At 66.4% G+C, this 26,440-nt stretch carries 21 protein-coding genes and 2 tRNA genes; 16 read left to right on the top strand and 7 right to left on the bottom strand.

The features are described 5' to 3' along the window. Position 1: 1 nt before the first annotated feature. The 9 genes from VJS90_RS12530 (at position 2) to VJS90_RS12490 (ending at position 9,535) form a co-directional block, all read left to right on the top strand. On the top strand, positions 2-1,258 hold the full coding sequence (locus VJS90_RS12530; RefSeq protein WP_324121970.1) for an aspartate aminotransferase family protein: 1,257 nt from the start codon (positions 2-4) through the stop codon (positions 1,256-1,258). 9 nt (positions 1,259-1,267) lie between these two features. Further along, on the top strand, positions 1,268-1,711 hold the full coding sequence (locus tag VJS90_RS12525) for a type II toxin-antitoxin system RatA family toxin (protein WP_324121969.1): 444 nt from the start codon (positions 1,268-1,270) through the stop codon (positions 1,709-1,711). A gap of 4 nt (positions 1,712-1,715) precedes the next feature. Next, positions 1,716-2,861 carry an acyl-CoA dehydrogenase gene (locus VJS90_RS12520; RefSeq protein WP_324121968.1) on the top strand — a complete coding sequence of 382 codons (1,146 nt, stop codon included), beginning with the start codon at positions 1,716-1,718 and terminating at the stop codon, positions 2,859-2,861. Further along, positions 2,858-3,685: an SDR family NAD(P)-dependent oxidoreductase gene (locus VJS90_RS12515; protein ID WP_324121967.1), complete on the top strand. Its 828-nt coding sequence runs from the start codon at positions 2,858-2,860 to the stop codon at positions 3,683-3,685. Before VJS90_RS12520 ends, VJS90_RS12515 begins: the two co-directional genes overlap by 4 nt. Before the next feature lie 10 nt (positions 3,686-3,695). Then, positions 3,696-4,667, top strand: coding sequence for a fatty acid desaturase (locus VJS90_RS12510; RefSeq protein ID WP_324121966.1), 972 nt, complete (start codon positions 3,696-3,698; stop codon positions 4,665-4,667). Positions 4,668-4,709: 42 nt separating this feature from the next. Then, positions 4,710-5,510, top strand: coding sequence for a DUF3050 domain-containing protein (locus VJS90_RS12505; RefSeq protein ID WP_324121965.1), 801 nt, complete (start codon positions 4,710-4,712; stop codon positions 5,508-5,510). Between the two features lie 76 nt (positions 5,511-5,586). Beyond that, complete coding sequence (locus tag VJS90_RS12500; RefSeq protein WP_324121964.1) at positions 5,587-6,651, top strand: HlyD family secretion protein; 1,065 nt, start codon at positions 5,587-5,589, stop codon at positions 6,649-6,651. Next, positions 6,648-8,219 (top strand): DHA2 family efflux MFS transporter permease subunit, encoded by a 1,572-nt coding sequence (locus tag VJS90_RS12495; protein ID WP_324121963.1) that lies wholly within the window; start codon positions 6,648-6,650, stop codon positions 8,217-8,219. The genes VJS90_RS12500 and VJS90_RS12495 overlap by 4 nt, the downstream gene beginning before the upstream one ends. Continuing rightward, positions 8,189-9,535: a TolC family outer membrane protein gene (locus tag VJS90_RS12490; protein WP_324121962.1), complete on the top strand. Its 1,347-nt coding sequence runs from the start codon at positions 8,189-8,191 to the stop codon at positions 9,533-9,535. Before VJS90_RS12495 ends, VJS90_RS12490 begins: the two co-directional genes overlap by 31 nt. 20 nt (positions 9,536-9,555) lie before the next feature. Here the strand turns inward: VJS90_RS12490 and pcaQ are convergent, their stop codons facing one another. Next, a complete protein-coding gene (gene pcaQ, locus VJS90_RS12485) occupies positions 9,556-10,488 on the bottom strand; it encodes a pca operon transcription factor PcaQ (RefSeq protein ID WP_324121961.1) in 933 nt (310 codons plus the stop codon). 75 nt (positions 10,489-10,563) lie between these two features. Further along, on the bottom strand, positions 10,564-11,493 hold the full coding sequence (locus VJS90_RS12480; protein WP_324121960.1) for an AraC family transcriptional regulator: 930 nt from the start codon (positions 11,491-11,493) through the stop codon (positions 10,564-10,566). Positions 11,494-11,843: 350 nt separating this feature from the next. Between VJS90_RS12480 and VJS90_RS12475 the strand changes: the two genes are divergently transcribed. From VJS90_RS12475 to VJS90_RS12460, 4 genes are all read left to right on the top strand, one after another. After that, positions 11,844-13,193, top strand: coding sequence for an MFS transporter (locus VJS90_RS12475; RefSeq protein WP_324121959.1), 1,350 nt, complete (start codon positions 11,844-11,846; stop codon positions 13,191-13,193). Between the two features lie 91 nt (positions 13,194-13,284). Then, positions 13,285-13,998, top strand: a complete 714-nt coding sequence (locus VJS90_RS12470; protein WP_324121958.1) for a fumarylacetoacetate hydrolase family protein — start codon at positions 13,285-13,287, stop codon at positions 13,996-13,998. 16 nt (positions 13,999-14,014) lie between these two features. Beyond that, entirely contained in the window at positions 14,015-14,779 is a 765-nt protein-coding gene (locus tag VJS90_RS12465) for an SDR family oxidoreductase (protein ID WP_324121957.1), read from the top strand. 30 nt (positions 14,780-14,809) lie between these two features. Beyond that, positions 14,810-15,760 (top strand): 2-hydroxyacid dehydrogenase, encoded by a 951-nt coding sequence (locus VJS90_RS12460; protein WP_324121956.1) that lies wholly within the window; start codon positions 14,810-14,812, stop codon positions 15,758-15,760. A gap of 289 nt (positions 15,761-16,049) precedes the next feature. On the opposite strand, the gene nirD is transcribed toward VJS90_RS12460, so the two are convergent. The 3 genes from nirD to VJS90_RS12445 form a co-directional block, all read right to left on the bottom strand. After that, on the bottom strand, positions 16,050-16,412 hold the full coding sequence (nirD, locus tag VJS90_RS12455) for a nitrite reductase small subunit NirD (protein WP_324121955.1): 363 nt from the start codon (positions 16,410-16,412) through the stop codon (positions 16,050-16,052). After that, entirely contained in the window at positions 16,412-18,970 is a 2,559-nt protein-coding gene (gene nirB / locus VJS90_RS12450; protein ID WP_324121954.1) for a nitrite reductase large subunit NirB, read from the bottom strand. Before nirB ends, nirD begins: the two co-directional genes overlap by 1 nt. A 361-nt stretch (positions 18,971-19,331) precedes the next feature. Further along, complete coding sequence (locus VJS90_RS12445) at positions 19,332-23,366, bottom strand: bifunctional nitrate reductase/sulfite reductase flavoprotein subunit alpha (RefSeq protein WP_324121953.1); 4,035 nt, start codon at positions 23,364-23,366, stop codon at positions 19,332-19,334. Positions 23,367-23,817: 451 nt separating this feature from the next. On the opposite strand from VJS90_RS12445, the gene VJS90_RS12440 reads away from it, so the two are divergent. Together VJS90_RS12440 and map are read left to right on the top strand one after the other, a co-directional pair. After that, on the top strand, positions 23,818-24,021 hold the full coding sequence (locus VJS90_RS12440) for a ParD-like family protein (protein WP_324121952.1): 204 nt from the start codon (positions 23,818-23,820) through the stop codon (positions 24,019-24,021). 38 nt (positions 24,022-24,059) lie between these two features. Beyond that, a complete protein-coding gene (gene map, locus VJS90_RS12435) occupies positions 24,060-24,794 on the top strand; it encodes a type I methionyl aminopeptidase (RefSeq protein WP_414704937.1) in 735 nt (244 codons plus the stop codon). Between the two features lie 323 nt (positions 24,795-25,117). Here the strand turns inward: map and VJS90_RS12430 are convergent. Beyond that, a tRNA-Asp gene (locus VJS90_RS12430) sits at positions 25,118-25,194 on the bottom strand. A 16-nt stretch (positions 25,195-25,210) separates the two neighbouring features. After that, positions 25,211-25,286, bottom strand: a tRNA-Val gene (locus VJS90_RS12425). Between the two features lie 158 nt (positions 25,287-25,444). Here VJS90_RS12425 and rdgC point away from each other — a divergent pair. Beyond that, positions 25,445-26,365 carry a recombination-associated protein RdgC gene (rdgC, locus tag VJS90_RS12420; protein WP_324121950.1) on the top strand — a complete coding sequence of 307 codons (921 nt, stop codon included), beginning with the start codon at positions 25,445-25,447 and terminating at the stop codon, positions 26,363-26,365. Positions 26,366-26,440: the final 75 nt, after the last annotated feature.

Below are 26,440 nucleotides of genomic sequence, written 5' to 3'. Positions count from 1 at the left end.
GATGAACAGTTTCAGCCCCTTGCCCGCCGCGACTGACGCGCAACGTGTGCGCGAGCAGTACCGCGACCATGTCAACGCCGGCTATGCGCGCCTGGCCTCGATGATGAATCTGCCCATCGAAGTATCCGGTGCTGGCGTGTACCTGTTCGACATGGACGGCAACCGCTACCTGGATGCCGGTGGCTACGGCGTGTTCCTGCTCGGCCATTCGCACCCGCATGTGGTCGAGCAGGTGAGCCGGCAGCTGCACAGTCACCCGATGGCCAGCAAGCTCATGCTCAACCCGTTCCAGGCCCAGGCCGCCGCGGCCCTGGCCGCTGTCTGCCCTGGCGAGCTGCAGTATGTGTTCTTCTGCAACTCGGGCACCGAAGCCACCGAGGCGGCGCTGAAGCTGGCCTGGCTGAATGGCTGCCAGCAGGTCATCTCGACCGCCGGTGGCTATCACGGCAAAAGCCTGGGCGCGCTGGCCGTGACCGGCAGGGAGCTGTACCGCTCGCCTTTCGCCGACCGCCTTGGCCATAGCCATTTCGTGCCCTTCGGCGATATCGACGCCCTGCGGCTGCAACTCGAATCGCTGTCCGAACGGGCCTGCGTGATCCTCGAACCGATACAGGCCGAGGCCGGCGTGATCGTGCCCCCGGCCGATTACCTGCGCCAGGTGCGCGGCCTGTGCGACCAGTACAACGCGGTGCTGATCGCCGATGAAATCCAGTCCGGCATGGGCCGTACCGGCCGCTGGTGGGCCTGCGACCACCATGCCGTGACCCCCGACATCCTGCTGGCCGGCAAGAGCCTGTCCGGCGGCTGCGTCCCGGTCAGCGCGATGGTCTGCACACCGCAGATGCAGGCCCCGCTCAACCGCCACCCGTTGATGCACACCTCGACCTTCGGCGCCAACCCGCTGGCCATGGCTGCGGTGATGGCAACCCTGGAAGTCATGCAGCGCGAACACCTGGTGGAGCGCGCCGAGACACTCGGCCAACGCCTGCAACAAGGCTTGCAGGACGTGCTGCGGCAGCACCCCCGCGGCACCCAGGTGCAACTGCGCTGCGCCGGGCTGCTGCTCGGCCTCGAGTTCGCCGACGCGGGCCTGGCAGCGAACATGGTCATGCACCTCATCGACCAGCGCATCGTGGTCAATCACTCGCTCAACGATCACCGGGTAATCCGCCTGACCCCGCCAGCGCTGTACAGCGACAGCGACATCGACTGGCTGCTCGGCGGCGTTGCCCGCGCCCTTGCCAGCACCTTCGAATAGGACATCGAAATGAAAGAAGTCAGCTTGAACGCCTACGTGCCAAGCCAGAGCGCCGCACAGGTCTACGCCGCCATCAGCGATTTCAGCGCCTACCCGCGACTGTGCGAGTCGGTCCGCCACATCGACATCGAATCGGTCGATGAAAACGTCGTGCTGAGCAACTGGGAGGTGAACTTCCACAGCGGCATTCTCAAGTGGCAGGAACGGGACGTCTTCGACCCCGCCAACCTGCACATCCACTTTCGCCAGACCGCCGGTGACATCGAGCATTTTTCCGGCTACTGGCAAGTCAGCGAAGCGCCCGAAGGCGCCAGCATCGCCTTCCACTCCTGCTTCGACCTGGGCCTGCCAATGCTCGCCGACATGCTCGATCCCGTGGCACGCGAGGCGATCCGCGACAACATCAGCGCCATCATCAATGGCCTGTTCCCGAACAGTCATATCAAGGATTGATGGAATGACCCTGTCATTGCTCCAGCGCTCCAGGCAGACCCTGGAACACTTCGCGCCCGGTTTCGCCAGCCTGCTGGCAGAGCTGCCTTTCGACCAGCGTGAAGCGCAGGGCAGCCCCGTGGTGGACTGGTTCAAGCAGAGCGGCCCGGTCGCCTTGCTCGTGCCCAAGGCCGGCGGTGGCCTGGGTGCCAGCGCGCTCGAGGCGGTCCGCGTGCAGATCGCCATCGGTGCGTTGTCACCTTCGCTGGCGGTCGCCAGCACCATGCATCAGTTTTCCGTGGCAAGCCTTGTGGCGGTCGCCGACAAGGGGGCCGGTGCCGAAGGCCTGCTGCTGTCGGCCATCGCCAGGCAGCGCTTGCTGGTGGCCTCGGGGTTCGCCGAGGGCGTACCGGGCGGCGGCATCCTCGACGCGGGGATGGAGGCCGTGCAGCTCGCCGACGGCGTGCGCCTGAGCGGCAGCAAGCAACCCTGCTGCCTGGCAAGTTCGATGGACCTGCTGACCGCCAGTTACAGCCACACGGGCGATCAGGGCGAAGAGCTGATGATCGCGCTGATTCCCGCCAGCGCGCCGGGCATCAGCCAGCACCCGTTCTGGGCCAACCGCTCGCTGGCCGGGGCGCAGAGCCTGGAAGTGCGCCTTGAAGACGTCTACGTCAGCGACAAGATGGTGTTCTCGGCGGGGCTCAAGTCGCAGCTGGGCGATGTGCAGACCATCGGTTTCATCTGGTTCGAACTGCTGATCAGCGCCACCTACCTGGGCGCCTGCCTGGGCCTGGCGGAAACGGTGATCAGCGAGCGCCGCTGGAGCGATCAGCAACGTGTGCAGCTGGCCTGCCCGCTGCAGTTGTGCCTGAGCGCGCTCGAAGGCCTGGCGCAGGAGGTGGAGCACCTCGAGGCCGATGCCGACGACCTGCTGGCGCGCCTGTTGCTGGCCCGCTACGGCATCGAACAACAGCTGGCAAGCGCCTCGGACCTGGCCCACCAGATGCTCGGCGGCCTGGCCTTCATCCGCTCAAGCCTGGGCAGCGACTGGCTGGCCAGCACCCGTGGCCTGCAATTTCATCCGCCCGGCCGCTACAGCATGTCGGCGAACCTCGACAGCTACCTGCACAGCGCATCCTTCAGCATCGCCAATGGAGTCAACCCTTGAAACTGCTCAACAAGATCGTCGTCATCACCGGCGCGGCGCGCGGCCTCGGCCTGGAAACGGCACGCAAGCTCAAGCGCGAGGGCGCGACCGTGATCGGCATCGACCGGCTCGAGCCGCAAACGGGCCTGAACTTCGATGCGTACTACCTGCTCGACCTGTGTGACCAGGCGCGCATGGAGGAAGCCGCCGGTTCGATCCAGGCGCGTTTCGGTGACATCGACATCCTGGTCAACAATGCCGGGGTCCTGACCCTGGAGCGTGGCGAGACGGGCGTCAACGATGAGGTACGGCGCGCCATGGAGGTCAACCTGCTGGCGCCCTGGCAGCTGACCGCGCGTTTTCTGCCAGCGTTGCTGCGCAAACGCGGGAAGGTGGTGAACGTGTCCTCGCTGTTCGCCCTGGTGAACGCGCCCTACGTGCCCGCCTACGCGGCCAGCAAACGCGCCATGAGCGCCTATTCGGACGTGCTGCGCATGCAGTACGCGGGGCAGCTGGATATCGTCACGGTGTTCCCCGGTTTCATCGCGACGGCGATCCACGACCCCGCCGAACGGGTCGGCCTGTCGGTGAAGCGCCTGGTCAGTTTCAAACGCGGTGAGCGGGTGCTGCTGTCGCTGGAGGAAACCCTCGACGACGCCAGCAATGGCCTGCTGCGCGCCTGCTGCAAGCGCGGCCTGCGCAACCGCGGCCTGACCTTCATGGGCAGCCTGACGATGTACACCGCGCGCTGGATGCCCAGCGTGGTCGACGCCTTCATCGGCCTGCGCCTGCGCAGCCTGAGCAAGGCCGGCCAGCTGGCGCTCAAGCCAGAACTGATCGAGTGAGGCCGGCGCGATGAAGCCACTGCTGCTGGACAAGCCCACGCTGCGCCCGGACCGACGCCTGCTGGCGCCGTCAGCGCTGGAAACAGCGCTGGTGACCGGCTACGCACTGTTGCTGTTCGGCGCGCCGCTGGCACTGTTCGTGGCCGTGGCCGGGCAAGCACCGGCAGCCGGGTGGCTGGCCCTGCCGCTGTTGTTGCCGGCAGGCTACGGCCTGTTCCTGCAGGGCATCCTGGGCCACGAGGGTTTCCACTTCAACCTCAGCGGCAATCGCCTGCTCAGCTGCCTGCTGGCGGTGTTGCTGAGCTCGATGCTGTGCGGCTTCTGCGTCACCGGCTACTTCGTCGACCACTGGCAGCACCACCGCTACAACGGTGGCCCGCAAGACCCGGACTGGCGTCTGCTGCGCCGCTATCGCCTGGCGGTTACCCGGCTGCTGGTGTCACGGCTGCATGCCACCGGCAGCTACCTGGTGCAGACGGTGCGCCTGGCCCTGCCCGGTGCCCATGTCGCAGGCGCGCTGCCGCTGCCGGATGGCCAGATCCGCCTGCTGGCCAGGGTCAACCTGGCCTGCCAGCTGCTCTGGCCGGCGCTATGGCTGTTGCTGGCCAGCCAGTGGCCGATGGTGCTGCCCGCCGTGGCCGGCTGCCTGTTGCTGGCGTTGCTGATCTCGGCGCTGAACGCCTATCAGGAGCATGCCTTCGACACCAGCGTCGAACACCCGGTGGCCCGCTCACGCACGGCCTGCCTGAGCACCCTGTTGCACCTGGGCTCGAACTACCACCTCGAGCACCACCTGTATCCCCGGGTGCCGTGCTGGCGCCTGCCCCGCCTGCACCGCCAGCTGCTCGCCAGTGGCTGGTACCAGGACCGCCATGCGCTGCTCGAACCCAGGTTCTTCGGCGCCTTGCGCTACTGCACCGCGCGCTTTCCCTATGCCGGTGCCTTGCAGGCAACGCCCACGCACACCCCCTCCGGACAATAACCCGCGCCCCGGCGCTCTACCCACACACTCATGGAGCCGAGTATGTCTTTTGAAATTGATGACCTGATCGAGGCTGAACGCCGCACCCTGCTGGAACATCCGCTGTTCGCCAGGATCAGTTCGCTGGAGGACGTTCGCCTGCTGATGGAGAACCACGTCTTCGCCGTATGGGACTTCATGACCCTGCTCAAGCGCATCCAGCGCGACCTGACATGCGTCAGCCTGCCCTGGCTGCCGCCACGGCACATCGTCGCCGCCAGGCTGATCAACGAGATCGTCACCGGTGAGGAAACCGACGAGCGCCCCGGTGGTGGTTTCATCAGCCACATGGAGCTGTACCTGGAAGCGATGGACGAGATCGGCGCCGACACGGGCCCGTTCCGCCAGTTCCAGGCGCTGTTGCAGGCAGGCGTGCCGCTGGCGCAGGCACTGACCAACGTCGAGATGCCGCTGCCGGCCAAGCTGTTCGTCAGCAAGACGCTGGATGTGGCCCTGCATGGCTCGACCGTGCAGGTGCTGGCGTACTTCTTCTTCGGCCGCGAAGACATCATCCCCGACATGTTCGGTGGGCTGCTGCAGCGCTGGGCCATCGACGAAGACAGCGTGCCGATGCTGACCTACTACCTCAAGCGCCACATCGAGATGGACGGTGACGACCACGGCCCGGCGGCCAAGCGCATCATCGCCGAGATCGTCAGCGAGCCCGCGCAGCAGCAGGCGCTGGCCAACAGTGCGCGCGATGCCCTGGTCGCGCGAACCGTGCTGTGGGACGGCGTGCTCGAGCAACTGGAGCAGCGCAGCGCCAGCGCCACCCGCCCATCGCCCATCGCGGCGGCCAGCTGAGCCTTGGCCCCTGCCCGCGAGCAGCGTGGGCAGGGGCCGTTGCCCTCCCTACAACACGGACGAGAGAGAGCGTGACATGTTGAAAGGCAAGTACGCCAAGTGGGCGGTATCGGCAGTGGTGATCGCAGGCCTGGCGGTGCTTGCCTTGCAGCGCTGGCAATACGCGAAACAGTATGTCAGCACCGACAACGCCGAGGTGGAAGGCGTGATCATCCCGATCCGCGCCAGGCTGAGCGGGGTGGTGGTCCAGGTGCCGGTGCTGGAAAACGCCCGGGTCGGCAAAGGCGACCTGCTGTTCCAGGTTCGCGAGGATGAATACCATCAGCGCGTCGAGCAAGCCGAAGCCGATTACCAGGGCACCCTGGTCGCCACAGGCCAGGGCGGCATGCCTGGGCTGATGGACAGCCAGGTACGCAGCGCGGCCGCGCGCAACCAGGCGGCCAAGGCCACCATCGGCCGGCTGGTGGCCAATGTCGAGCAGGCTGGCAGCGACTACCGGCGCGCGCAACGCCTGGCCGCGCAAGGGGTGCTCAGCACCCAGGACCTGGAAGCCGCGCGCGCCCGCTTCAACGCCCTGAGCCACGAGCTGCAGGCGGCGCGTGACAACTCCACCGCCGCCCGTGAAGGCACCCTGGCCAACGAGGCGGCCTTGAAGGTGGAGGAGTACCGGATCAAGGCGGCGGAGTCGGCGCTGGGCCTGGCGCGCATCCAGCTGCAGGACACCCGGCAGACCGCGCCGCAGGACGGGGTCATCGCCCACAAGGACGTGCAGCCCGGACAATTCGTGGTCGCCGGGCAGAAACTGCTGAGCCTGGTCAGCACCGAGCACCTGTGGGTGGTGGCCAACTTCAAGGAAACCCAGATCGGCCGGGTCCGCGTCGGCCAGCCGGCACGCATCAGTGTCGATGCCTTCCCCGGGGAGCATTTCGAGGGTGTGGTGCATAGCCTGGTGCCCGCCACAGGCGCGCGCTTCTCGCTGCTGCCGCAGGAAAACGCCACCGGCAACTTCACCAAGGTGGTGCAGCGCATCCAGGCGCGGATCGAGTTCAGGCAACTGCCCGCGTCGATCCAGCAGGCGCTCAGCCAGGGCATGAGCGTGTTCGTCGAGGTCGATACCCGCGACAACGGCCAGCCGCTGTGAAGTCGCCCTGGCTGGTGGCCGTGACGGTCACGCTGATCTCGATGATGGAACTGCTCGACGTGACCATCGTCAACGTGGCCATCCCGGGGCTGATGGGCAGCTTCGGGGCATCGATAGACGAGATCTCCTGGATATCGACCGGCTACATCGTCGCCAACGTGGTGATCTTGCCGGCCAGCGGCTGGTTGTCGGCCTGGTTTGGCCGACGTACCTATTACCTGGTGTCCTCGGGCCTGTTCGTGCTCGCCTCGCTGGGCTGCGCGCTGTCGCAGGAACTGTGGCAGATGGTGTTCTGCCGGGTGGTGCAAGGGTTGGCCGGCGGCGGCCTGCTGGGCATCTCCCAGGCGATCATCTACGACGTGTTCCCCAAGGAAAAGGTCAGTTCGGGCCTTGCCTTGTATGGCGTCGGGGTGATGATGGGGCCGACCCTCGGCCCATCGGTGGGCGGCTACCTGATCGATGAGTTTTCCTGGCACTGGATCTTCCTGATCAACTTGCCGATCGGCGCGCTGGCCATCCTTCTCGCCTGGCTGTGCGTGGAGGACTCGCCCAACGAACGGCGCCCGCGAAGCATCGACTACCTGGGCTTCGTGCTGCTGGCGGTCGGTGTCGGCAGCTTGCAGATCCTGCTCGAGCGCGGTGAGCACTGGGACTGGCTGGAATCGGACCTGAGCGTGCTGTGCCTGGCCCTGGCGGTGCTCGGGCTGCTGGGCTTCTGCTATTGGGAACGGCGGGTGGCCAACCCGATCGTCAACCTGGCGCTGTTCGGCAACCGCGAGTTCCTGCTGGGCTCGGTCTGTGCGTTCTGCGTCGGTTTCGGCTTGTACAGCACGTTGTTCATGGTGCCGCTGCTGCTGCAGACACTGCTCGAACAAAGCGCGTACCAGAGTGGCCTGGTGATTTTCCCCGGCGCGCTGGCCAGCGCGGTCAGCACCCTGGTGATCGGCAAGCTGTCGCAGGAAAACCGGATCGATGAACGCTGGTTCATCTGCGTCGGCATCCTGATCTACGGCTATGCCATGTACCTGCATACCCAGTTCACCCTGCAGAGCAACCCCGACACCCTGTACTGGCCGCTGATCATTCGTGGCTTCGGCCTGGGAATGATCTTCGTACCGCTGACCAACCTGGCCATGCGCCAGTTGCCAGCGCAGCTGATTTCGGTCGGCTCCGGCGTGCTCAATCTGATGCGCCAGCTGGGTGGCAGCGTCGGCATCGCCATCGCCGCCACGCTGCTGACGCGGTTTTCCTGGTCACGCTACCGGCAACTGTCCGAGCACGTCGACGAAAACCAGCTGGTCGCCAGCGGCTGGGACCTGGCCAGCCTCGACCCCAGGCGGCTGTCCACCGACCTGCTCGGCGCTGACCAGGCCAACGCGCTGCTGGCCTACCTTCAGGCGCGCGAGCAGGCGCAGATGCTCGGCTTCAGCATGCTTTTCGGGCTGCTCGGCGCCGTGATGCTGGTCGGCGTGCCGATGGTGCTGATGATGCGCAACCCCCGCAAACCCAAGGACCAACTTGCAAAGGAGTCCGCGACGTGTTCGGACAATGCACCCCGATCCGCCTAGCCCTGCTGGCGCTGGCCCTGCTCTGTGCCCCGGCGGCCCAGGCCAGTGACCTGTACCAGGCCTACCAGCAGGCACTCGACCATGACATGGCCTATGCCGCCGCTCAGCAGCGTCAGCTGGCGGCCGCGGAAAAGCCCCCCCAGGGCCTGGCCACGTTGCTGCCGCACCTGTCGCTGGAAAGCGGCGCGGCCTGGGTCGACCGCGAGCACAGCGGCGCGGCACGGCGCAACCGCGACAACTCCAATGCGTACGCGCTGGTCCTGATCCAGCCCCTGCTGCGCTGGCAGAACGTCATCGGCCATGCCCAGGGCAAGGCACTTGGTACCGCCGGCGAGATCGACCTGCTGGCCGCACGCCAGGACCTGATCCTGCGGGTGGCCGATGCCTACTTCGAGCTGCTGCTCGCCGAGGACCACCTGCACACCCTCGATCAGCAGGTGCGGACCCTGGGCCAGCAGCTGGACAAGGCGCAGCGGTTCAGACACGAGGGCTCTGGCACCGAAAACGAGGTGCAGCGCATTCAGGCCCGCCACGACCTGGCGCACGCCGAACAGATCGCCGCCAGCAACGCGCTGCGCCTCGGTCAGCAGGCGCTGGCCCGGCTGACCGGCAGCATGCCGGGCGAACTGGCCAGGCTCGATCAGCAAGTTGTATTCAGTGGCCCGCAACCGGCCAGGCTGGACGCCTGGACGGACCAGGCTCGCCAGCACAACCTCAAGGTACAGGCAGCCGAAGTGCGACGGCTGATCGCCGGGCAGGAGGTGGAAAAACAGCAGGCCGGCCACCTGCCGACGCTCGACCTGGTGGCCGCGCATGGCCGTTTTGCCTCGGTGGGCGGCAGTCTCTACGACGTGACCGTGCCGGAAGAGAAATACACCCAGACCGTGGTCGGCGTGCAGCTGAGCATGCCGCTGTACGCCGGTGGCGGTACCAGCAGCCGCACCCGCGAAGCCCGCGCCTTGCAGGGCGCCGCCGAGGACGAACTGGAAGACGCCCGCCGCGAGGCCGACTTCATGGCGCGCCAGGCCTATCTCAACCTGACCGGTGGGCTCAGCCAGTACCAGGCCCTGCAGCAAGCGTTGCGCTCCAGCCTGAGCAACCTGCGGATCACCACGCACGCCTTCGAGGCCGGCGCCCGGATCAGCAGCGACGTGCTGGATGCCGAGCAGCAGGTGACCCGCACCCAGCAGCAACTTGCCCGGCAGCGCTATGCGATCCTCCAGGCCCAGCTAAGGCTGATGGCGGCAAGCGGCAGCCTCGGCGACGATAGCCTCAAGGCGCTCAGTGCCTTGCTCGCCGAGCGGGCTCAGGGGTAGCGGGCTCAGGGACAGCCGGCTCAGGGATAGCTGCCTTCGCGGTACTGCAACGCCACCTCGCGCAACACCTCGCACATCCACTCGGCGGGGAGGCTCTGCGGCAAGGCGGCATTGCGGCAGATACCCACCGAGCCGCCCGGCTCGTTGCCGCCCACGTCGAGCTCGGCCAGCTCGCCGCGGCGCAGGTCGAGCAGCACGGCATCGCGCGGCGCCACCCATAGCGCATCGCTGCCCAACAGGTAGCGCCGGCTCAGGGCCAGGGAAAGCGTCTCCAGGCGCTGCGCCGGCATCGGGATGCCGCATTGCACGAACAGGCTGTCGGCGTGCTGGCGGATGGTCGTGCCCGGAGGCGGCAGCACCAGCGGATAACGCCCTACCCGTGCGCGCTCCACCGGCGTGCTGGCCAGCAGCGGGTGCCCGGGGCGCACCACCAGCGCCATCGATTCGCTGTACAGGTGCTCGAACGACAGCCCCTGGATCTGCGGGCTGTCGGTCATGCGCCCGACCACCAGTTCCAGCTCGCCCAGGCGCAGTTGCCCGAGCAGCTGCGCGCTGGCCCCGGTCACCACGCTGATCAGCAGCGCCTCATGGCGTTGATGCAGGCGGCACAGCACTTCGGGCATCAGCAGCCCTTCGACCGTCGACAGCACGCCGATGCGCACCTGCGACGGCGCCCGCGCTTCACCGCGCAGGCTGCTGACGCCATCGCGCAGGGCCTGCACGCTGGGCCCGGCATAGCGCATGAAGCGGGTGCCGGCCGGGGTCAGCTCGACGCCCTGCCGGCTGCGCTCGAACAGGCGCGTCTCGAGCAGCCCCTCGAGTTCCTTGAGGGTCTTGGAGATGGCCGGCTGGCTGATCGCGAGCACGTCCGCGGCCTTGGCCAGGCTGCCCTGGCGGGCGATTTCGAGAAAGCACAGCAGGTGGCGGTACTTGATGCGGGTGTCGAGGTTCATGGGTCTGCGTGGGGCCGGCGGTCAGCATGAGATGCCCGCATTCTCGGGCTCGCGGCTGGCGCAGGCAAGCCGGAGCTAGGGCATGGCCGCCTGGGTGGCGCCGGGATCGCGCTGCTGCCGCCGAAACTGCCCGGGCGGCAGGCCGTGCATCTGCCGGAAGCGCCGCGAAAAATAGGCCTCGTCGGCAAAGCCGCACAGGCGCGCCACCTCGCCCACCGGGCGGCTGCCATTGAGCAGGTAGTTGCGCGCGGCGTGCATGCGCCGCTCCAGCACCAGCTCGCTGAAGGTCTTGCCGATTTCCTTGCGCAGCCAGTGGGTCAGGTAGGTGGGTGACAGGTAGGTGGCCGCAGCCACCTTGTGCAGGCACAGGTCCGGGTCGTTGATATTGCGCCGCAGGTAGTCGCTCATCCGCCCCAGGGCGTCGCGGCGGCTGAGCTGCGCCGCGTTGCCGTCCGCCAGCTGGCGCAACGGCTCGGCGTAGAGGGTGCAGACACGGCCGATCAGCTGCAGCAGCAGGCCCTTGAGGATCTCGCGGCTGCCGAACTGGCGGTTGGCGTCGAGCACGCGCATCTGCTCGAGCAGCTGGCAGAGGGGCTGGAAATCGGCCTCGTCGAGGCAGAAGTCCAGGTGCTCCTGGAAGCGGAACGGCGACAGCTCCGGCGCCTGCAGGATCGACACCTCTTCCAGGTCCATCGGGTCGCACTGCAAATGCGGCAGCAGGAAAGTCTGGGAGAAATTGATCACCACGAAGTCGCTGTGCGCGGGATGCGGGATCACGTGCACGCGGTGCGGCAGGATGAAGGCCAGGGTACGGCGGGTGAACGGGCGCTGCACATTGCCGATGTGCTGCACGGTGTCGCCGCCCAGGTTGACCTGGATCTGGAAGTACTCGTGCCGGTGCGGGGTGGTCTCGGCCGCGCGGCCGCGCTGGTCGCGGATGTAGAAATCCATCAGCTCGCTGCGCTGCTGCATCACATAGGTCGGGACTTCACGCTTGGGTGGCATGGCTGGGCTCCAGTTGACCGGGTCGGGATCCGCCGCGGCGGGCCTTCGGCGATTCTGAAGGGGCGCGGGCAGCATTGGCAATATGTTGTACGACGTCGAAACTCCAGATCACAGGGTCCCGGTCAAAAAGCCTGACGTCAGCATCTCTTTGAAACCCCTCTAAATCAGTAGTTTCAGCCGTAAACATGCTCATTCCCCTGGCCTCGGGATTTTTTGGACAGTGCAGCGGCATGCGGATGAAAGTACAAAAAACGGTCTAAAACCTGCGTTGCTTTTGAGCGGTTGTACGACCACCTTAGATACGGACTGCAGCCCCCACACCTCACCAACAACAATAACGAGGTCGACTCATGTCGAGCACGCCTACTTCCCGTACCGCGTCGGCGCCCTTTGCCGTGCCCACCGACGCTGCCATCCCCCAGCGCCTGCCCACCCGCCGCCGCTGGTTCATGTTGTCGCTGCTGCTGGTGGCAACCATCATCAACTATGTCGACCGCGTGAACATCTCGATCGCCGCGCCGTTCATGGCCAAGGACCTGGGCCTGGACAAGGTCGAGATGGGCCTGATCTTCTCCGCCTTCGCCTGGACCTACGCGCTGGCCCTTGTGCCCGCCGGTTTCATCGCTGACCGCTTCGGTTCGCGCCTCACCTACGGCGTATCGCTGATCAGCTGGTCGGCGGTGACCGTGGCCCAAGGCCTGGCCACCGGTTTTGCCTCGCTGTTCGGCCTGCGCCTGGCGGTGGGCGCCATGGAGGCGCCGGCCTTCCCGGCCAATAGCCGCGCGGTGACTGTATGGTTCCCCGCCCGCGAACGGGGACTGGCCAGCAGCGTGTATGTCTGCGGCCAGTACCTGGGCACCGCGCTGTTCACCGGCGCGCTGCTGTGGCTGGCGACCACCTACGACTGGCGCCACGTGTTCTACAGCACCGGCATCGTCGGCATCGTGTTTGGCGTGGTGTGGCTGTTCCTCTACCGCGACCCGCTCAACTGCAAGAAGGTCAGCAAGGAAGAACTGGCCTACATCGAGCAAGGCGGCGGCCTGGTCAAGAGCAGCCAGCAACGCACCCGCTTCGACTGGCGCCAGGTGGCCGAGCTGTTCCGCTACCGCCAGGTCTGGGCCATTTGCATTGGCAAGTTCGCCAGCACCTCGGCGTTGTACTTCTTCCTCACCTGGTTCCCCACCTACCTGATCGAGGAGCGCCAGCTGACGCTGATCAAGGTCGGTATCTTCGCGGTGATGCCGTTCATTGGCGCGACCATCGGGATCCTGCTGGCGGGCATCGTCTCCGACCTGCTGATCCGCAAGGGCTACTCGCTGTCGTTCGCCCGCAAGCTGCCGCTGGTGGTCGGCTCGATGCTGGGAATGTCCATCGTGCTGGTCAACTTCACCGACTCCAACGTGCTGTGCATCGCCATCCTGACCCTGGCCTTCTTCGCCCAGGGGATCGCCTCTTCGTCGTGGGCAGCGGTGTCGGAAGTGGCGCCCAAGGAGCTGATCGGGCTGACCGGGGGCATCACCAGCCTGGCGGCGAACATCGGCGGGATCGTCACGCCCATCGTCATCGGCGCCATCGTGCATGCCAGCGGCTCGTTCGCCATGGCGTTCTGGTTCATCGGGGCGGTGGCGCTGATCGGCACCCTGTCCTACTCGCTGCTGCTGGGCCGGCTGTACCGCATCGAATTGCAGCCGCGCGCATGAAGCCGGATTTGTCCAAGCCGAGGCGGCTTTCGTCCAACTTTGCAGGCGCGGCGCCGCTTAGGCTGGGTTTCCCGAACAGGAGGTTTACCGCATGACCTACGTTTTCAATCCCCCTGCCACCACCAGCCTGCCGGTGCACGACAGCACCTTGCGCTTTCCCGTTGGCCGGGTGTTCTGCCTGGGACGCAACTACCCCTGGCCGGCGTCCGCGGGCGCGGCGCCGAGCGAGCTGGTGTTCTTCATGAAACCGGCCAGCAATGTGGTCGAGGCGGTGGGCGTGCTGCCCTTCGCGCCGCACACCGAAGAGTTCTGCCACGAAATCGAACTGGTGGTCGCGATCGGCCAGGGCGGCGCTGATATTTCGCCAGAGCAGGCGCTGGAGCATGTGTTCGGCTATGCCGCCGGCCTCGACCTGACGCGCCGTGACCGGCAGCGCGAAGCCAAGCGCGACGGCTTGCCGTGGGAAGGCGCCAAGGTGTTCGACGCGGCCGCGCCGATGACTGCGATCGTGCCAGCCGGGCAATTGCAGCAGCCGCTGGAGGGTGCCCTGTGGCTGCGGGTCAACGGTGAGGAGCGTCAGCGCGCCAGCCTGGCCGACCAGACCTGGCCGCTGCAGGAGGTGATCAGCCTTCTGTCCCGGCAGATACCGCTGCGCCCGGGTGACCTGATCATGACCGGCAGTCCGCCAGGGGTCGATGTGCTGCACCCGGGGGATGTGATCCACGCCGGGATCGATGGCATCGGCGAACTGCGCCTGCAGGTCGGACCGCGCCCCGCCCGCCAACCCGCCAACGACGCCGCCTGAATACGGGAGTACACGCATGTCTGATTCACACAACAAGAAAATCGCCCTGGTCACCGGCGCTGGCAGCGGCATCGGCCGCGCCGTGGCCCTGGCGCTGATGCAGGACGGCTTCAGCCTGGTGCTCGCCGGGCGCCGTGCGGAACCTTTGCAGGCGCTGGCCGAGCAGGCGCGCGCCGAAGGCCATGAAGCCATGGCGGTGCCCACCGACGTGCGCGATCCGGCCAGCGTCGAGGCGCTGTTCGCCAGCATCGAGGAAGTGCATGGTCGCCTCGACCTGATCTTCAACAACGCCGGGGTCAACGCGCCCGCCGTGCCGATCGACGAGTTGCCGCTGGAGAACTGGCGCAACGTCATCGCCACCAACGTCGATGGCGTCTACCTCTGTGCCCGCGCGGCGTTCGGCCTGATGCGCCGGCAGCAGCCCCAGGGTGGCCGGATCATCAACAACGGCTCGATCTCGGCGCACACGCCGCGCCCGTTCACCGCGCCCTACACCGCCAGCAAGCACGCCGTGCTCGGCCTGACCAAGGCGCTGGCGCTCGATGGCCGCGCCTACAACATCGTCTGCAGCCAGGTGGACATCGGCAATGCCCTGACCGAGCTGTCCGAGCGCATGACCCGTGGCGTGCGCCAGGCCAACGGCGAGATCGCCGCCGAGCCGATGGTCGATGTGCGCCATGTGGCCGATGCGGTGCGCTACATCGCCAGCCTGCCGTTGCAGGCCAACGTCCTGAACATGACCGTGATGGCCAGCAACATGCCCTTTGTCGGCCGCGGCTGAGCCGCCCTACTTCACTGCCTGGAGCGTTAGATGAAACCTGAAATCCTGCAATTGAGCCCGATCCTCATCCCTGAGATCCGCGAGCGCCTGGAAGAGCTGTTTGTCATTCGCCGCTACTACGAGCAGAGCGACAAGGCGGCCTACGTGGCCGAGCATGGCGCGGCTATCCGCGGCGTGATCACCGGCGGTCATACCGGTATCAGCCAGGCGCTGATGGCCCAGCTGCCGCAGCTGCAGGTGGTGGCGGTCAACGGCGTCGGCACCGACGCGGTCGATCTTGCCTACGCGCGCGATCGCGGCATCACGGTGACGGCGACCATCGGCGCGCTGACCGAGGATGTCGCGGACCTGGCCATCGGCCTGCTGATCGGTGTCTGCCGTGGACTGTGCACGGGCGACCGTTATGTGCGCAGCGGGCAATGGGCGACCAGCGCCACGCCGCTGGTGCCCCTGCCGCTGGCGCGCCAGGTGTCGGGCATGCGCATCGGCATCGTCGGCATGGGCCGGGTCGGGCGTGCTGTCGCCGTGCGGGCCGCGGCCTTCGGGTGTCCGATCCGCTATACCGACCTGCAGGCGGTGGATGTGCCGTATGGTTTCGAGCCTTACCTTGAGCAACTGGCCGCGGACAGTGATGCGCTGATTCTGGCGGCGGCGGCGGACCAGGGTACGGCGCTGGTCGACAGCCGTGTTCTGCGGGCATTGGGGCCAGAGGGTTACCTGATCAATATCGCGCGCGGCAAGCTGGTGGATGAGCAGGCGTTGGTCAGCGCGCTGCAGGCCGGAGAGATTGCCGGGGCGGCGCTTGATGTGTTCGTGGATGAACCGCGCGTGCCGGCCGAGCTGTTCGAGCGTGAGGACATTGTGTTGCAGCCGCACCGCGCCAGCGCCACCGTGCAGACCCGCACGCGCATGGGGGAGATGGTGGTGGCGAGTCTGGTCGATGTGTTTGCGGGGCGCGCGCCGAAGGGGGTGGTGGTCTGATTCATGGGAGGTTTCATGGGGCATGGTGATTCGGCCGGTGTCCCCTCCCACCACGGCACAACCCGATAGCCCTGCGCCCCGGCGAGGGCTTCGCCCTCGATCGCGGCACAAGGCTCGCTCCCACAGGGCCCGGCGATGCCGGGCCGGGGGGGCGCCCGGTTTTGGTTACTTTTGCCACGACAAAAGTGACTCGCCGTAAAGGCGAAAAGCGATATCAGTGCCTACGACAAATCAGGATATTCACCCCGAACACGGGCCAACCCGCACCCACAACCCGCCCCGTTTCTCCTCACCCAACGGCCACCTCAACCGACTCACCATTCACCCGAACCGGCCACACCTGCAGCCCCTGCTCGGGATCCTCAAGACAACGCCCATCACGCAAACTGAAATGCTGCTTGTACAACGGCGCAGCAACCACCAGCTCCCCTTGCAGGCTGCCAACCAGGCCTCGGCCAATGACATTGGCCCCAGACCGCGGATCGCGGTTATCAATGGCATACAGCCCCTCGTCCTCCCCAGGCACATAGAACAACGCAACCTGCGCCCCATCCACCCACACCACCACACCAGAATCGGCGACCAGGTCTTGCTGGCGGCACACCGGCCGCCAGTCGGTTTCACGGGCTACAGCAGTATTGGACAGGTTCATCAGACAGCCTCCTCGGTGGTTGCGATCAGGTGCAGGGGCGTTGCGGCCACGGGCCGGCGCTGGCCACGTTCGCGCACGAAGTGCACGTCCGGGTCGCCGCGCTGGTCGTTGACGAAGGTGCGGAAACGCTTGAGCTTCTCGGGGTCCTTCAGGGCGTTGGCCCACTCGCATTCGTAGCGGTCGACCACCAGCTGCATCTGCGCCTCGAGCTCGGCACCCAGGCCCAGGCTGTCTTCCAGGATCACCTGCTTGAGGTAGTCCAGGCCGCCTTCGAGGCCCTCGCGCCACACCGAGGTGCGTTGCAGCTTGTCGGCGGTACGGATGTAGAACATCAGCACGCGGTCGATGATGCGGATCAGGCTTTCATCATCCAGGTCGGTGGCGAACAGCTCGGCGTGGCGCGGGCGCATGCCGCCGTTGCCGCAGACATACAGGTTCCAGCCTTTTTCGGTGGCGATCACGCCGATGTCCTTGCTCTGCGCCTCGGCGCACTCGCGGGTGCAGCCAGAGACGGCAAACTTGAGCTTGTGCGGCGAGCGCAGGCCTTTGTAGCGGTCTTCGATGGCCAGGGCCATGGCGACGCTGTCCTGCACGCCGAAGCGGCACCAGGTGCTGCCCACGCACGACTTCACCGTGCGCGTCGACTTGCCATAGGCGTGGCCGGTCTCGAAGCCTGCCTCGATCAGCTCGCCCCAGATCAGCGGCAGCTCGTGCAGCTGGGCGCCGAACAGGTCGATGCGCTGGCCGCCGGTGATCTTGGTGTAGAGGTCGTACTTTTTCGCGACCTGGCCGATGACGATGAGTTTGTCCGGGGTGATCTCGCCACCGGGAATGCGCGGCACCACCGAGTAGGTGCCGTTTTTCTGCATGTTGGCCATGAAGGTGTCGTTGGTGTCCTGCAGCGGCACCAGGGAGGGGTCCATCACCGGCTGGTTCCAGCACGAGGCGAGGATGTTGCCCACGGTAGGCTTGCAGATGTCGCAGCCGACGTGGCCCTTGCCGTGGCGGCCCAGCAGTTCGGCGAAGGTCTGGATGCCTTCGACACGTACCAGGGCGTAAAGCTCCTGGCGGGTGTAGGCAAAGTGCTCGCACAGGCTCTTGTCGACGGTGACGCCACGGGCGGTCAGTTCGTGCTCGAAGACCTGCTTGAGCAGGGCCGCGCAGCCGCCGCAGCCGCTGGCGGCCTTGGTGCAGCCCTTGACCGCGGCAAGGTCCGAGCAGCCGCTGTCGATGGCGGCGCAGATCGCGCCCTTGCTGACGTTGTGGCACGAGCAGATGGTGGCGCTGTCGGGCAGCGCGTCGGCGCCGAGGGCCGGGGCGCCGCCGCCCTGGGGCAGGATCAGCGCGGCGGGATCGGCCGGCAGCTTGATGCCGTTCTGGGCGTACTGCAGCAGGGTGTCGTAGTAGCTGTTGTCGCCGACCAGCACGGCGCCGAGCACGCGCTTGCCGCTGGCATCGACCACCAGGCGGCGATAGGAAGCGTTGGCTTCGTCGATGAAGCGGTAGCTGCGCGAACCCGGCGTGGCGCCGTGGGCATCGCCGATGGAACCGACGTCGACGCCGAGCAGCTTGAGTTTGGTCGACATGTCGGCGCCGGTGAAGGCGGTGGCCGTCTCGCCCATCAACAAGGCAGCCAGGTTGCGGGCCATGCTGTAGCCGGGCGCGACCAGGCCGAACACGCTGCCGTTCCAGGAGGCGCATTCGCCGATGGCGAAGATGTGCCCGTCGCTGGTGCGGCAGTCGCCGTCGATCACCACGCCGCCACGGGCGGCGATCTCAAGGCCGCTACTGCGGCCGAGGGCATCCTGGGGGCGGATGCCGGCGGAGAACACGATCAGGTCGGTTTCCAGGTGCTCGCCACCGTCGAAGTTCATGCGGTAGCGGTAGTCTTCACCGGCGCTGATCGACTGGGTGGCGCGCGACAGGTGCACGCCCACGCCCAACGCCTCGATCTGCGCGCGCAGCGCCGCGCCGCCCTCGCCGTCCAGCTGCACGGGCATCAGCCGTGGGGCGAACTCGACCACGTGGGCTTCCAGTCCGAGGGACTTGAGTGCGTTGGCCGCCTCCAGGCCCAGCAGGCCACCGCCGACCACCACGCCGCGGCGGGCATCGCTTGCCGCGGCGCGGATGCCATCGAGATCGTCGAGGGTGCGGTAGACCAGACGCGCGTTGCCGCTGGAGCCTTCGATCGGCGGCACGAACGGGTAGGAACCGGTGGCCAGGATCAGCTGGTCATAGGCGTAGCGGCCTTGGGGGGTGACGACTTCGCGGCGTTCGCGGTCGATTTCAAGCACCGCCTCGCCTAGGTGCAGGTGCACGCCGTTGGCGGCGTAGAAGCCGGGCTCGCACAGGGCCAGGGCCTCGGCGTCGCTGCCGCCGAAGTACTCGGACAGGTGCACACGGTCGTAGGCACGCTGGCGTTCCTCGCCGAAGACATGCAACTCGAAGCGCGCCAGGGCGCCGCGTTCGATCAGTTGTTCGACGCAGTGGTGGCCGACCATGCCGTTGCCGACGATGATCAGTTTCTGGCGCTGCAGGCCTTTGGCGATTGCGTTCATGGGGCGGTCCTCAATCACGGGTGCAAAAAAAAACGCCTGGAGCCGAAGCTCCAGGCGCCTTTGCCTGGTGTTCATCATGTTATGGGCCCGGGTGTCGATCGACGTTGACCGGCGGGGCCGTTGTGGGATGGATAAAGCAGGGAGCGTGCCAGGTTGGGTTTTCGGTGGTAGGGATTGTGGCTGTGGGAGGTACCTGTGGGAGCTGGCTTGCCAGCGAAGAGGCCAGTCCTGACACAGCAGTTGTATGGCCCGGGCTTCGCCCGGGTTCGCTGGCAAGCAGCTCCCACAGGTACTGCATCCGCCTGGATCAGCGTGGCGACTGATCTATCCTGGTGCACAACTCCCCGTCTTGGGGCATTTTTCAGTACACATCGCGGCGATAGCGCTTGGCTTTGCCGAGCTCGGCGACGTAGGCCGCGGCAGCCTCGGTGCTCATCGCGCCATGCTCGGCGACCACCTGGCGCAGCGCGGCATCGACGTCCTTGGCCATGCGCTCGGCATCGCCACAGACATAGAAGTACGCCCCCTCCTCCAGCCACTGCCACAGCTGCGCGCCCTGCTCGAGCATGCGCTGCTGCACGTAGATCTTCTGCGCCTGATCGCGGGAGAAAGCGGTGTCCAGGCGCAGGTGCCCGCTGGCCTGCCAGGCCTGCAATTGCTCCTGGTAATAGAAGTCGCAGGCCTCGCGCTGTTCACCGAAGAACAACCAGTTACGCCCGGCAGCCCCACGCGCTTCGCGCTCCTCGAGAAACCCGCGAAACGGCGCGACGCCGGTGCCGGGTCCCACCATGATCACCGGCGCGCTGTCATCCTCGGGCAGGCGAAAATGCTTCGACGGCTGCGCGAAGATCGCCACGCGAACCGCCTCGGCGCGATCGGCCAGGAAGGTCGAGGACACCCCCTTGCGCTGGCCATAACGTACCGTCGACACGGTAAGGTGCACCTGCCCTGGATGTGCCTTGGGGCTGGAGCTGATCGAATAGAGCCGTGGCTGCAGGGGCTTGAGCAGCTCGAGCCATCTGGCGAGCGGCAGCGCCTGCGGGAACTCGCGCAGCACATCGGCCAACTGACGTCCCCAGAGCCAGGACTTCAGTTCAGCCTTGTGCTCGGGCAGCAACAGCCGGCGCAGGTCGTGGGCTTCGGGATGCTCGCCGAACACCTCGAGCTGCTGGACGGTGACCCGGGCAATCTCCAGATGCGCCTCGAGCGCCGTGGCCAAAGGCATGGCCGGCAGGTCCTTGAGCTCGACCGGCGCCTGGCCGTCGAGCTGCATCAGGCCCAGCAGCTCCTGCACCAGGGCCGGACAATTGCGTGGCCAGACGCCGAGGGCGTCGCCGGCTTCGTAGGTAAAGTCGCTGCCGGTCAGGTCGAACACCAGCTGGCGGGTTTCCTTGCTGGCGCCGGGGGCGTTGAGCAGGCGGTTTTCCAGCAAAGGCGCGTGCCATGGCTGATGCTTGCTGTAGGCCGCGGCTGCGGGCAGTGGTGCCTCGGCAAGCGGCGCCGACGCCTGGCCAAGCGCTGGCACCAGCGCGTCCAGCCACTGGGCGAAGGCTTCATCAAAGTCCGGTTCGCATTCCACCCGTTGCAACAGGCGCTGGCCGCCCAGCTCGGCAAGGCGCTGGTCGAGGCGCCGGCCAAAGCCGCAGAACTGATCGTAGCTGGAATCGCCCAGGGCCAGCACCGCATACGGCAGGTCGGTGCAATGGCTGGCCTCCTCGCCTTGCAACGCCTGCCAGAACGCCGCGCCGCTGTCGGGGGCGTCGCCGTCGCCGAAGGTGCTGGTGATCAGCAGCACGCTCGCCGCGCCTTGCAACTGGCGCGGGCTGATCGCCTCCATGCAGCTGAGTTCCACTGCCAGGCCCGCCTCGCGCAGCCGTTGCGCGCAGCGTTCGGCCAACGCCTCGCCGTTGCCAGTCTGGGAGGCCCAGAGGATGCGGTGCGGCGCCTGCACGGGGAGCGGCTCGAGCACCTGAGGCTGGGCCAGCAGGCCAGCCAGCAGGCCATCGACGAACAGGCGGCTGCCCGGCGCCAGGGGTGCGCTGGCGGGCAGGCTCGGCACGCCCTTGCCACGCGCGTCGGCCTGCCCCAGGCCGAGCAGGAAGCCTTGCAGGTACTTCTGTTCGGCGGCGGCAAGCTGGGGTACGGGCAGTGTGTCCAGGCCCAGCAGCCGGGACAGGATGGCGGTCGGCATGGTGGCAGGCTCCGACAGAGGTTCAGGGGGAAGTTCGAGGGTGTCTATGCGCTCGCCGCTGACCCGGCTAAGGGCCACGGCGCAGTGCTTGAAGGCCGGTTGCAGCGACAGCGGGTCGACGGCGTCGCAGGTGACGGCATTGATCGCCAGCTGCTCGCCGTAGACATCGTTCCAGTGAAACGGCGCGAAGCAGTTGCCGGGCAACACCCGCGGGCTCACCCTGGCGGGCAGCACTGCCTGGCCGCGGCGCGAGCGGATCGCCACCTGGTCCTTGTCGGCGATGCCCAGGCGGGCGGCGTCCTCGGGGTGGATCTCGACGAAGGGGCCGGGGTCGAGCTTGTTCAGCGAGGGCACCTTGCCGGTCTTGGTCAAGGTATGCCACTGGTGCTGCACGCGACCGGTATTGAGCACCAGCGGGAAGTCGTCGTCGGGCAGCTCGGCCGGCGGCAGCCAAGGCCGGGCGAAGAAGCGCGCGCGGCCAGTGGGGGTCGGGAAGGCCAGCGCGGGGCGCTGGCCGTCATGCTCCAGCAGGGTCTGGCTGATGCCGTCGTTGCGGTAGCGCAGAGGGCTGCGGTCGTCCTCGCGGCCCGGCGCGCAGGGCCACTGGCGCGGCTGTTGGCGCAGGCCGGCGTAGTCGATCCCGCGCAGGTCGTAGCCGGTGGCCGGGTTGTGAAACCGGCGGATTTCGTCGAACACCGCCTGCGCGTCGGCGTAGCTGAACGCCTCGGCATAGCCCATGGCGCAGGCGACGCGGGCGATGATCTGCCAGTCGGGCAGGCTTTCGCCCGGCGCGGGCACGGCGCGTGGCATCAGGGTAAGGTTGCGCTCGCTGTTGATCATCACCCCCTCGCCTTCGGCCCACAGCGCGGCGGGCAAGAGGATGTCGGCGTAGCGGTTGGTCTCGGTGTCGAGGAAAGCGTCCTGGGTGATCACCAGCTCGGCCTGCCGCAGTCCGTCGATCACCTGCTGGCGGTTGGCGACGCTGGCCACCGGATTGCTGCAGATGATCCAGCAGGCTTTGACCTGCCCCTCGGCCATCTGCTGGAACAACGCCACCGTGCCCTCCCCGCCCTCCTTGCGCAGGCTACCGGGGGCGAGCCGCCATTGCTGCTCGACGAAGACGCGGTCACCGTCCACCAGCGCCGAGCGCTGCCCTGGCAGACCGGGGCCCATGTAGCCCATTTCCCGGCCGCCCATGGCATTGGGCTGGCCGGTGAGGGAAAACGGGCCGCTGCCTGGGCGGCAGATCGCGCCGGTGGCCAGGTGCAGGTTGCACAGCGCGTTGCTGTGCCAGGTGCCGTGGATGCTCTGGTTCAGGCCCATGGTCCAGCAGCTCATCCAGTCCCTGGACTCGCCGATCCAGGCGGCGGCCTGGCGGATGTCGGCTTCGCCAAGGCCTGTGAGTTCGGCCACGCGCGCGGGGGTATAGTCGGCCAGGAACTCGGGCATCGTTTCCCAGCCTTCGGTGTGGCGGGCGATGAAGTCGGCGTCGGTATGGCCGTTCTGGTGCAGCAGATGTAACAGGCCGTTGAGCAGCGCCAGGTCGCTACCCGGGCGAACCTGCAGGAACAGGTCGGCCTTTTCCGCCGTGGCCGTGCGCCGGGGATCGACGACGATCAGCCGGGCGCCGGCCTTGACCCGGTCGAGCAGGCGCAGGAAGAGGATCGGATGACAGTCGGCCATGTTCGCGCCGATCACCAGGAATACCTCGGCGTGCTCGAAGTCCTGGTAGCTGCCGGGCGGTCCGTCGGCGCCCAGCGACAGTTTGTAGCCGCTGCCGGCGCTGGCCATGCACAGGCGGGAGTTGGACTCGATATGCCGGGTGCCGATGTAGCCCTTGGCCAGCTTGTTGGCCAGGTATTGCGCCTCGAGCGACATCTGGCCGGAGACATACAGCGCCACTGCGTCGGGGCCGTGGGTGTCGATGATCGCGCGCAGGCGGGTGGCGGCCTGCTCGATCGCGTTGTCCATGCCGGTCTGGGCGGGGTCTTGCTGGCGCTGCTGGCGCACGAACGCGTGCTGCATGCGGCCGGCGGCGGTCAGCGGCAGGTGCGCGGTCAGGCCCTTGGTGCACAGGCGGCCGAAGTTGCTCGGGTGCTGCTTGTCGCCGCTGATCTTGCTGACTTTCTGGTCTTGCACGGTCATGACAATGCCGCACCCTACCCCGCAATACGGGCAAACGCTGCGCACCTGGCTGCTGCTCATCGGCCGATCTCCTGCCTGCACGAACGACAAAGGCGCCGGCTGCCCCGGCTTGCGCAAGCAAGCGGGGCAACACGGCGCCTTTGTCGTGAACGGTGGGCCATCTGCGTTGACGGCCCTGATGGCAAGGCTTCAGCAAAAGTCAGGCCAGCCACCCAGTTTTCCCATGGCACCCGATCGGTATGGGAGATTCCATGGCACATGACAACACCCTGTGGGAGCTGGCTTGTCCTGCGATCGGGCCCGCAGGGGCCGTAAAATCTGCAATCGCGGTGTGCCTGGATGAATGAAATTGCAGCTTTTGCGGCCCCTGGGGGACCGATCGCAGGACAAGCCAGCTCCTAAAGCGATCGGGGTGTTCGCACTAAAGCGGTGATGGATGCACCAAGGCGTAGCACTCGGGGGATGATCGAATATATGATTCAGATACGTTTCATATATTCAGGAGCACCCCATGGGCATCGTCAAGATCGCCGACGACCTTCATGAAGACCTGCGTATCGCCAGCGGCGCGCTGTCGCGCTCGATCAATGCACAGGCCGAATTCTGGATTCGCATCGGCATGCTTGCCGAGCTTCACCCCCAGGCCAATTACCAGGAACTGCTGCGCCAGCTGCTGCGCCGCGAACACCCCAGCCTCAAGGAACTGATCCAGTGAGCCAAGTCATTCTCAAGGACGCCGCCCAACTCGCCCTGATGCGCCGTGCGGGACAACTGCTGGCCCAGGTCTTCGCCGACCTCGACACGTTCATCCGCGCCGGTGTCACCACGATGCAGATCAATGACCGCGCCGAAGCCTTCATCGTCGAGACCCTCAAGGCGCGTCCGGCCAGCAAGGGCCAGTACGGCTTTCCTTATTCCCTCAACACCTCGGTCGACCATGTGGTCTGCCATGGCATGCCGAACGCGGACGAGGTTTTGGCCGAGGGGTCGATCATCAATGTCGACATTACCCTTGAGCAAGGGGGCTATATCGCCGACTCCTCGAAGATGTACTGCATCGGCGCGATCGAAGATCAGGCCCGGCGCCTGGTCGATGTCACCTACGCCGCGCTGTGGAAAGGCATCGAGCAGGTGCGCCCCGGCGCCAGCCTCGGCGACATCGGCCATGCCATCCAGACCCATGCCGAGGCCGCCGGGTACAGCGTGGTGCGCGAGTACTGCGGGCACGGGATTGGCCGGCAGATGCATGAAGGCCCGGAAGTGCTGCACTTCGGGCAACGGGGCAGTGGTCTCAAGCTGAAGCCTGGGATGGTGTTCACCATCGAGCCGATGATCAACCAGGGTGGACGCGGCACACGTACCTTGCGCGACGGCTGGACGGTGATCACCCGCGATCGCAGCTTGTCCGCGCAGTGGGAACATACGGTGGCGGTGACGGAAGACGGTTATGAGGTGCTGACGTTGCGGGGGGAAGAGCAGCTGCCATAGCAGGTGTGGCGGGGACGGGCTCTTCGCTGGCAGGCTGGAGGGCCGAACCGCCTGCGATCGGGCCTGCAGGGGCTGTAACACCCTGCCACCGCGGTTTGCATGACACAGTGTGTGTGCAGGTTTCACGACGGCTTCGCCGCCGATCGCTGGACAAGCCAGCTCCCACAGGGGTTGTCATGCACCATAGAATCTCCCACAGGAACTGCAGGAAGTGCAGGAAGTGCAGCGGCTTCAAAACATAGAACAGCAGAAACAAAAAAAGCGACCCTAAGGTCGCTTTCTTTGTGGCTTCAGGGAGTTCAGTAGGCCCTGAAGCTGGAATATGGCGCAGCGGACGGGACTCGAACCCGCGACCCCCGGCGTGACAGGCCGGTATTCTAACCGACTGAACTACCGCTGCGCTATACACTGAGAAGTGGTGGGTGATGACGGGATCGAACCGCCGACCCTCTGCTTGTAAGGCAGATGCTCTCCCGGCTGAGCTAATCACCCTTCGTCTCGGTGTGGCGCGCATTCTACGGAGGACGTACCACCCTGGCAAGCACTTTTTTAAATTATTTTTTGAAGCCTTTCAAAGACCTACAGCTCTGGCCTGAAACAGCCGCACGGAGAATAATGCCCTCCTTATGCATTAAGGAGAGTTTCACCCCATGTGGTTCAAAAACCTGCTGACCTACCGCCTGACCCAGGACGTTGCATTCGACGCCGAAGCCCTGGAAACCGCCCTGGCCTCCAAGCCGGCCCGTCCCTGCGCCAGCCAGGAGTTGACCACCTACGGTTTCGTCGCGCCGTTCGGCAAGGGCGAAGATGCACCCCTGGTCCATGTCAGCGGTGACTACCTGCTGATCGCCGCACGTAAAGAAGAACGCATCCTGCCTGGAAGCGTGGTGCGCGACGCCGTCAAGGAGAAGATCGACGAGATCGAGTCCGAGCAGATGCGCAAGGTCTACAAGAAGGAACGCGACCAGATCAAGGACGAGATCATCCAGGCCTTCCTGCCGCGTGCCTTCATCCGCCGCTCGATGGTGTTCGCGGCCATCGCGCCCCGCCAGGGCCTGATCCTGGTGAACTCGGCCAGCGCCAAGCGCGCCGAGGACCTGCTCTCCACCCTGCGTGAAGTGCTGGGCTCGCTGCCGGTGCGCCCGGTGTCGGTGAAGATCGCGCCGAGCGCGACCATGACCGACTGGGTCAAGTCGCAAAAGGCCGCGCCAGACTTCCACGTGCTGGACGAATGCGAGCTGCGCGACACCCACGAAGACGGCGGCATCGTGCGCTGCAAGCGCCAGGACCTGACCAGCGACGAGATCCAGCTGCACCTGGGCACCGGCAAGGTGGTCACCCAGCTGTCGCTGGCCTGGCAGGACAAGCTGTCGTTCGTGCTCGACGACAAGATGGTCATCAAGCGCCTGAAGTTCGAGGAGCTGCTGCAGGACCAGGCTGATGAGGATGGCGGCGATGACGCGCTGGGCCAGCTGGATGCCAGCTTCCTGCTGATGATGCTGACCTTCGCCGATTACCTGCCCGCGCTGTTCGAGGCGTTGGGCGGTGAGGAAATCCCGCAGGGCGTCTGATACCTGTTGATGGCATGGCAATGACCTGTGAGAGCGGCCTTGTGCCGCGATCGGCCCCGCAGGGGCCGTGAACCC

Origin of the sequence: Pseudomonas sp. (assembly GCF_035277045.1) — a bacterium.
In the GTDB taxonomy this organism is placed as follows: domain Bacteria; phylum Pseudomonadota; class Gammaproteobacteria; order Pseudomonadales; family Pseudomonadaceae; genus Aquipseudomonas.
Note: the sequence above shows the minus strand (reverse complement) of the source record. Positions and strands in the feature narration are given on the sequence as shown.